At 72.6% G+C, this 7974-nt stretch carries 7 protein-coding genes; all 7 read right to left on the bottom strand.

Going from position 1 to position 7974, the window contains the following annotated elements; translation table 11 throughout:
* Positions 1-90: 90 nt before the first annotated feature.
* Positions 91-1227, bottom strand: coding sequence for an XdhC/CoxI family protein (locus VFH10_RS04735; protein ID WP_325126466.1), 1137 nt, complete (start codon positions 1225-1227; stop codon positions 91-93).
* Positions 1220-2362 carry a vWA domain-containing protein gene (locus VFH10_RS04740; protein ID WP_325126468.1) on the bottom strand — a complete coding sequence of 381 codons (1143 nt, stop codon included), beginning with the start codon at positions 2360-2362 and terminating at the stop codon, positions 1220-1222. The genes VFH10_RS04735 and VFH10_RS04740 overlap by 8 nt, the downstream gene beginning before the upstream one ends.
* Positions 2359-3267: a MoxR family ATPase gene (locus VFH10_RS04745; RefSeq protein ID WP_325126470.1), complete on the bottom strand. Its 909-nt coding sequence runs from the start codon at positions 3265-3267 to the stop codon at positions 2359-2361. The genes VFH10_RS04740 and VFH10_RS04745 overlap by 4 nt, the downstream gene beginning before the upstream one ends.
* Before the next feature lie 113 nt (positions 3268-3380).
* Positions 3381-3971 (bottom strand): nucleotidyltransferase family protein, encoded by a 591-nt coding sequence (locus VFH10_RS04750; RefSeq protein WP_325126472.1) that lies wholly within the window; start codon positions 3969-3971, stop codon positions 3381-3383.
* A gap of 7 nt (positions 3972-3978) precedes the next feature.
* Positions 3979-5079 carry a dipeptidase gene (locus VFH10_RS04755; RefSeq protein WP_325126473.1) on the bottom strand — a complete coding sequence of 367 codons (1101 nt, stop codon included), beginning with the start codon at positions 5077-5079 and terminating at the stop codon, positions 3979-3981.
* The gene (locus VFH10_RS04760; protein ID WP_325126475.1) at positions 5076-5771 is read right to left on the bottom strand and encodes a GntR family transcriptional regulator; all 696 of its coding nucleotides are present in this window, start codon (positions 5769-5771) and stop codon (positions 5076-5078) included. Before VFH10_RS04760 ends, VFH10_RS04755 begins: the two co-directional genes overlap by 4 nt.
* A gap of 145 nt (positions 5772-5916) precedes the next feature.
* A partial coding sequence (locus VFH10_RS04765) for an ABC transporter permease (protein ID WP_325126477.1) occupies positions 5917-7974 on the bottom strand: 2058 nt, incomplete at its 5' end.

Consider the following 7974-nt stretch of genomic DNA (forward strand, 5'->3'; position numbering starts at 1 on the left):
CCTGCCGTCACCGTAGCGGCTCGGCGGCCCGCGTGGGCGGAGTGATTCGGGAGCCGTCCGAGCCCGAGCCGCGGGTCGGCAGACGGATGCTCAGTGGTGGATGCGGTCGTCCAGCGCGGTCAGCCGCTGTCCCTGGCCGCCCCACTGCAGCGCGATGATCTCGGCGGCGATGCTCACCGCTGTCTCCTCCGGCGTCCGGGCCCCGAGGTCCAGGCCGATCGGCGACGAGAGCCTGGTGAGCTCCTCGTCGGTCAGCCCGGCCTCCTGCAACCGCTTCATCCGGTCATCGTGAGTCCGCCGCGACCCCATCGCGCCGACGTACCGGACCTCGGGCAGCCGCAGCGCCACCTCGAGCAGGGGTACGTCGAACTTCGGGTCGTGCGTGAGCACGCACAGGACGGTGCGGCTGTCGACGCGCCCGGCCTCGGCCTCCGCTCGGAGGTACTTGTGCGGCCACTGCACCACGACCTCGTCGGCGGCGGGGAAGCGGGAGTTGGTCGCGAACACGGGCCGGGCGTCACACACCGTCACGTGGTAGCCGAGGAAGCCGCCGATCCTGGCCACGGCCGCCGCGAAGTCGATCGCGCCGAAGACCAGCATCCGGGGCGGCGGCGCGAACGCCCACACGAAGACCCGCATGCCCTCGCCGCGGCGCTCGCCCTCGGGGCCGTAGGTCAGCGTCTGGTGGTGCCCAGCGGCGAGCAGCCCGCGGACGTCGTCGGTGACCGCGTCGTCCATGCGGTCGGTGCCGAGGCTGCCGAGCACTGCCCCGTCGGCAGGGGCGGCGTCGACCGGGCGCACCACCAGCCTTCGGCCCACCCTGCTCGGGTCCGGGTGCTCCACCACGGTCGCCACCGCGACCGGGCGGCCCGCCTCGATGTCGGCCGCGATGCCGCCGAGCTCGGGGAAGGTCTCGCGGTTCACCTTCTCGACGAACACGTCGAGGATCCCGCCGCAGGTCAGGCCGACGGCGAAGGCGTCGTCGTCGCTCACGCCGTACCGCTGCAGCACCGGGGTGCCGTCACCGACGACGGACTGACCGAGCTCGTAAACCGCGCCCTCGACGCAGCCCCCGGAGACCGACCCGACGGCCTCGCCCGACGGGCCGACCAGCATCGAGGCGCCGGGCGGTCGGGGCGCGGAGCGGAACGTGGCCACCACAGTGCCGACGCCGACGGTCTCGCCGGCCTCCCACCACCTCAACAGGTCCGACAGCACCTCACGCATCGGCCACCACCTCGATCAGCTCCGCGAACGTGGCCAGGGAGTGTCCCGCCACGAAATGGTCAACGTGGTCGAGGGCGGCCACGATTCCCTGCTGCACCGGCTGGTAGCCGGCCTTGCCCACGTGCGGGTTGACCCAGACCACCGAGTGCGCAAGTCCGTGCAGCCGGCGCATCTGCTCGCGCAGCAGGTCGGTGTCGCCCCGCTCCCACCCGTCGCTGAACACCACGACGACCGCCCCGCGTGCGCAGCCGCGCTGACCCCAGCGGTCGAGGAAGATCTGCAGCGTCTCGCCGAGCCGGGTGCCGCCGGACCAGTCCGGCACGGTGCGGCCGGCCGCGATGATCGCCTGGTCGGCGTCGCGGACCCGGAGCGCGCGGGTGACCCGGGTCAACCGGGTCCCCACCGTGAACACCTCGGTGAGCCCGGGCCTGGTCGAGACCTCGAAGCGGTGGGCCAGCCGGAGCAGCGCGTCGGCGTACGGGCTCATCGAGCCGGACACGTCGATCAGCAGCACGATCCGGCGCGGCCGGGTCGTGCGCCGCCGCCACGCGATCTCGGCCGGCTCGCCCATCCGCTGCAGGGTGCGGCGCATCGTGCGCTCGGCGTCGATCTCGCCGCGGTGCCACGGTGAGCGCCGGCGCGTCCGCCGCCCCGGGGATCGCGGTCGCAGCAGGTCGAACAGCAGCGCCATGCGTGCCCGGTCGTGGGCCGACATCGCTCCGATGTCGCGGTGGCGCAGCACCTCGACGTCGCTGGCCCGGGCGCGCAGCGGGTCGTCCTCGCCCTGCGACTCGCCGGCCCCCATCTCCTCGAGCGCCGCCTGGACCTGCGGCGGCCGAGGCTCGGACCGCTTCGGGCCGTTCGGCGTCTCGTCGCCGAGGAACCAGGCGCTGAAGACCTGGTCGTAGCGGTCGAGGTCGTCGGGTCCGGAGCAGAGCGTGGCGCGGCCGGCCCAGTAGGTCGCGCGACGGTCGTCGAGGCCGACCACGGCGACCGCGGCCAGGTAGGACTGCGCACGGTCCATGGTCACGGGTACGCCGGAGGCGCGGAGCGCGCGCGTGAAGCCGAGCAGCAGCTCGTCGGCCCCGTGATGGAAGCCGGGCACCAGGCCCTGACGCCGCTCCGCCGTCGTCATTGGGTCAGCATCCGGTCCAGCGCCTGGCGGACCCGCTGGGCGTCCTCGCGGTACTTCACGACCGCGCCGAGGGTGGCTGCGGCCGTGGCGAGGTCCAGCTCCTTGGTGCCGAGCCGGTGCAGGGCGCGGGCCCAGTCGAGGGTCTCGGCGACGCCGGGCGGCTTGAGCAGACCCTCGTCGTTGCGCAGCCGCTGCACCAGCGCGACCACCTGCTCGGCGAGCTGCTCGGGGACCTCCGGGGCGCGGGTGCGGACGATCTGCACCTCCCGCTCCAGGCCGGGGTGCTCGACCCAGTGGTACAGGCAGCGCCGCTTCAGCGCGTCGTGGATCTCCCGGGTGCGGTTGGAGGTGAGCACCACGACCGGCGGGGTGCTGGCGGTGATGGTGCCGAGCTCGGGGATGCTCACCTGGTAGGTCGAGAGCACCTCGAGCAGGAACGCCTCGAACTCGTCGTCGGCGCGGTCGATCTCGTCGACCAGCAGCACCGCCGGCGCCTCCCGCAGCGCCCGCAGCACCGGCCGGGAGAGCAGGAACCGCTCGTCGAACAGCGAGGACTCGGCCTTATCCACGTCGACCGTCTCGCCGGCGGCCTCGAGGGCCCGCAGGTGCAGGATCTGTCGCGGGAAGTCCCAGTCGTAGAGCGCCTGCGTGGCGTCGATGCCCTCGTAGCACTGCAGCCGCACCAGCGGGGTGTCGGTCGCGGCGGCCACCGCCTCGGCGAGCGCGGTCTTGCCCGTGCCCGGCTCCCCCTCGAGCAGCAGCGGCCGTTGCATCTCGAGCGCGAGGTAGACGATGGTGGCCAGCGACTCGTCGGCGAGGTACCCGGTCGCGCCCAGCCGTGCCGACAGCTCCGCCGCCGACCCGAACCTCGCACCGGGCGCGGGCATCTCGTCAGCAGCGCTCATGTCACGAGCCTACCCACGCGCCACTCCCGACCTCCCTGTCCGCGCGAGGAGTCAGAACTTCAGGGCCCTCGGCGGCGTGTCGCTGCACAAGTGACCCCTCGACGGAGCGCAGGTCAGAGCTCTCCGGGACGGTCCACGTCGCGCCCGGTCGCGAGGTCGCCGCACTCCACGAGCCGCACCTCGCGGCCACGGAGGTAGTCGCGGGCCCCGCGGTCCCCTCTGGCCACGGCCACCACGCCGGACCAGTGACCGCGGCCGAGCAGGACCGGGTGGCCGGCGACCCCGTCGTACGACGCGCGGGCGAGGACGTCCTCGCCCGCACCCGCAGCGAGCACCCGACGCACCACGTCGTCCCCGACATCCGGAAGGTCGACCAGGGAGACGAGCGCCGCCGTCACCGAGGCCGGGGCGGACGCGAGCGCGGCCAGGCCCGCCCGCAGCGACGCACCCATCCCCTCGGCCCACTCGTCGGCGACGACGACCGACACCGCGTCGTCCTGCGACCAGCCGGCCTCGTCGAGCAGCACCCGCACCTCGTCGGCGGACGCACCGAGCACGACGGTGACCGCTTCGCAGCCGCCGTCGAGGAGCCGGCCGACGGCGCGGTCGACGAAGGGCACGTCGGACGCGTCGCGCAGCAGCGCCTTCGGGCCGCCCATCCGATGGCCGGCCCCGGCGGCGAGCAGCACGCCCACCGTGCTCATGACCGGCTCACGACGCGGCCGACTCCATGTCGCGCAGGGCGCGCAGCACGTTGCCGGAGCCGACCGCCGCCAGGTCGGACTCGGCGTAGCCGCGCGAGCGGAGCTCCTCGAACAGCAGCGGATACCCGGAGACGTCCTCCATGCCGGCCGGGAAGCTCGAGGCGCCGTCGTAGTCGCCGCCGAGGCCGACGTGCTCGATGCCGGCGACGTCGCGGACGTGGTCGACGTGGTCGGCAAGCTCGGCCACCGTCGGCGGCGCGGGCGCGGAGTCGAGCCGCTCGCGCAGCACCGGGTCGACGTCGTCGAAGGAGCGCGGGTCGCCGCCGCGTGCGGCCACCACGTCGAGGCACTCGAAGAACCACGTCACCCAGCGCTGGCTGACGAAGAACGACGGGAACCCCACCATGCACACGCCGCCGTTGTCGCGGAGCGTCGCGAGCACGTCGTCGGGCACGTTGCGCGGGTGGTCGGCGAGGGCCCGCGCCGAGCTGTGGCTGAAGATGACCGGCGCGGTGGTGACGGCCAGCGCGTCGCGCATCACCGCGTCGGAGACGTGGGACAGGTCGACGAACATGCCCAGCCGGTTCATCTCCGCGACCACCTCGCGGCCGAGGTCGGAGAGCCCACCGAGCAGGGGTACGTCGGTCGCGGAGTCCGCCCAGGGCACGTTCTCGTTGTGGGTCAGGGTCATGTAGCGCGCACCCCGCTCGTGCATCTCCCGCAGGGTGTCGAGCGAGGAGTCGATCGAGTGGCCGCCCTCCATCCCGATCAGCGACGCCACCCGCCCCGAGTCGATCGCGGCGTCGACCTCGTCGGCGGTGACGCACAGCGCCAGCCGGTCGGGGTAGGTGTCGGCGAAGCGGCGTACGAAGTCGATCTGCTCGCGCGTCGCCTGCACCGCCTCCGCGCCGGTCAGCGAGCACGGCACGTAGACCGACCAGAACTGCCCGGTGACGCCGCCGGCGGCGAGCCGCGGGAAGTCCGTCTGCACCGCGGGCTCCCCGCCGACCAGGTCGACCGCACCGAGGTCGTAGCCGCAGTGGTCGCGCAGCGTCCAGGGCAGGTCGTTGTGTCCGTCGATCACGCCGACGGGGGCGCCGGACGTCACCGCGGGCGGGTGACGGGCGTGTTGGGTCGCGACAGTGGCATCCAGAGCGTGAACCGGTCGGCGCGGTAGGTCGACCGGGACACCTCGATCGCGATGCTGCCGGCAAACGCGCGACGTGCGATGCGCAGCGCGGGTGCGCCCGGGGCGATGCCGAGCAGCTCCGCCTCCTCGGGGCGAGACAACGCGGCGTCCACGGAGTCCTCACCCCAGGTCGGCATCAGGTCGCGGCGCTGGAGCTCCTCGTAGAGGCTCTCAGGCAGCGGCTGGTCGAGGAAGTTCGGCACGATGCTGTCGGCGAGGTAGGCGTCCTCGATGCACATCGGCGCGTCGTCGGCGAGCCGGAGCCGCTGCCAGTGCACGACCTTGGCTCCCTCGGTGATCTCCAGTGCCCGGGCGACACCGGGACCGGCGGACTCCATCCGGGCGAGCAACGTGCGGGAGCCGGGCTTCATGCCACGCCGGCCCATCTCCTCGGTGTAGCTGGAGAGCCGTACCTGTACGTCGATCTTGGCGCGGGCGACGAAGGTGCCGCGGCCCGGCACGCGCTCGAGCAGCCCTTCGGACACCAGCGCGTCGAGAGCTTGGCGGACGGTCATCCGGGCAACGCCGAAGTGCTGGACGAGCTCCCGCTCCGAGGGAGCCGGGCTGCCCGGCTCCGCACCCTGGATGAGCCCCCGGACGTATTCACGCACCTGCACATGCTTGTGCACGGTCTGGCGTGGTCGGTCCGGAGTCGCCACGTCGCCCATCGCACCTCCGCTCAACTCGGTCCTACCTTAGCCACTTCGTGGGGCGGTGGGCCGCGTCGAGCGGAGGCGCTTTCGGGACGTACCGGGGCTACTCGGTCGCTATTGCCTGCAGTACGTCGAGCCTGGCGGCGCGGCGTGCCGGGAAGACCGCGGCGAGGACACCGACGAAACCGGCGGCCAGGACGTAGCCCGCGAGCTGCCAGCCCGGCACCGTGATCACCTCGAGCCCGTCATCGGCGAGCGAGGTCATCAGGGCCAGTCCGAACACGATGCCCATGCCCACGCCGAGCACCGCGCCGAGCACCGCGATCACGATCGCCTCCAGCCGGATCATCCGGCGCAGCTGGCCGCGGCCCAGGCCGATCGCGCGCAGCAGCCCGACCTCGCGGGTCCGCTCGATCACCGACAGCGCCAGCGTGTTGACGATGCCGAGCACCGCGATCACCAGGGCGAGTCCGAGCAGTGCGTAGATGAGCAGCAGCATCTGGTCGATCGGTGCCCGCTGCTCCTCGGCGAAGCCGGCCTGGTCCTTCACTGTCACCGTGGGCAGCTCGGCGGTCTGCTTCTCCAGGGTGCGCTGCACGGCGGCGGTGTCGGCACCCTCCTCGGTGGAGATGAGCAGGTAGTTGTCCGCCTCGGGGAAGCCCGCGTCGGCCAGGGTGTCGAGCGTCGTGGTGAACGGGTAGAACAGCACGGTGTTGTTGTCGGTCTGGTAGATGCCGACGACCTCGAGGTCCCGCTTCCCTGTCGGGAAGGTCATCGTCACCTCGTCGCCGACCGCCAGACCGTCCTCCTCCGCACGGCTGTCGGAGACCAGCATCGTGCCGTCGCGAAGGTCGGTCAGAGATCCCTCGACCATCGGCACGTCGGCCTGGTCGACCAGCGACTCCGCCTCGATTCCCATCACGCCCTGGCCGTCGCCGTCGAAGGACGCGTTGGCGTAGCGGAGCCGGCTCACCTCGGCGATGCCGTCTGTCCGCTCGATGCGGTTGGCGATGGACGGCGAGAACGGCACGCCGATCACGTTGGAGACCACGAGGTCGGCGTAGAAGCTCTCCTCGATCGTCTTGTCCACACTGTCCTTGGCCGACGATCCGAGGATCGACATCGTCGTCACCAGCGCCAGGCCGATCATCAGTGCGGACGCCGTGGCCGACGTACGCCGCGGGTTTCGCAGGGAGTTCTGGCCGGCGAGGTTGCCGACGGTGCCGTACACGCGCCGGTAGATTATCGTCGCCAGCGCCACCACCGGCCTGCTGATGACCGGGCTCGCGGCCGCGACCCCGAGCAGCGCCGCGAGGATCCCGCCCCCGACCCACCAGCCGGGGCGGGGTACGTCGACGTACAGGCCGGCGAGCATCGCGCCGGCCCCGGCCACGATCAGCCCCGTGCCGAACACCAGCCGCCAGTGCAGCGCCGACTCCGGCATCGCCACGTCGTCGCGGAGCGCCGCGATCGGCGGGATCCGAGCGGACCGCCGGGCCGGGATGTAGGCAGCGACCAGCGTCACCAGGATGCCGACGGCGTACGCCGCCAGCGGGGTCCGTGCCGCGAAGATCAGGTCGGACCCGCTGAGGTCGAGGCCGAAGGTCGCGAACAGCGCGCGGATGCCCATGGCGAGGAGCACCCCGAGGCCGAGACCGATGGTGGACCCGACGGCGCCGAGCACGACGGCCTCGAACATCACCGACCGGGTGACCTGCCGGCGCGAGGCGCCGATGGCTCGGAGCAGCGCGAGCTCGCGGCTGCGCTGCGCCACCAGGATCGAGAAGGTGTTGACGATCAGGAAGGTGCCGACCACCAGCGAGACACCCGCGAACACCAGCAGGAAGGTGTTGAGGAAGCCGAGGATCTCGTCGATCACCGCCTGGTTCTCCTCGACGACGACGTCGCCGGTGCGCGCGACCACCCCGTCCGGGAGGACCTCCTGGGCCGCGGCGGCGAGCTCCTCCTGGGTGACTCCCTCGGCCGCGTTGAGCGACACCGCGTTGTAGACGTCGCGTCCGCCGAAGAACTGCCGCTGCATGTAGCCGAGGTCGAGCAGGGTCAGCGTCGCGCCGTTGAGCCCGCCGGCGCCGAACTCCACGATCCCCGTCAGCTCGGCCTCGATCGTCGGCGGGGTCCCCGGCGTCACCAGGGTGAGGGT

The sequence above is a fragment of the Nocardioides sp. genome (genome assembly GCF_035697785.1).
Classification (GTDB): domain Bacteria; phylum Actinomycetota; class Actinomycetes; order Propionibacteriales; family Nocardioidaceae; genus Nocardioides_B.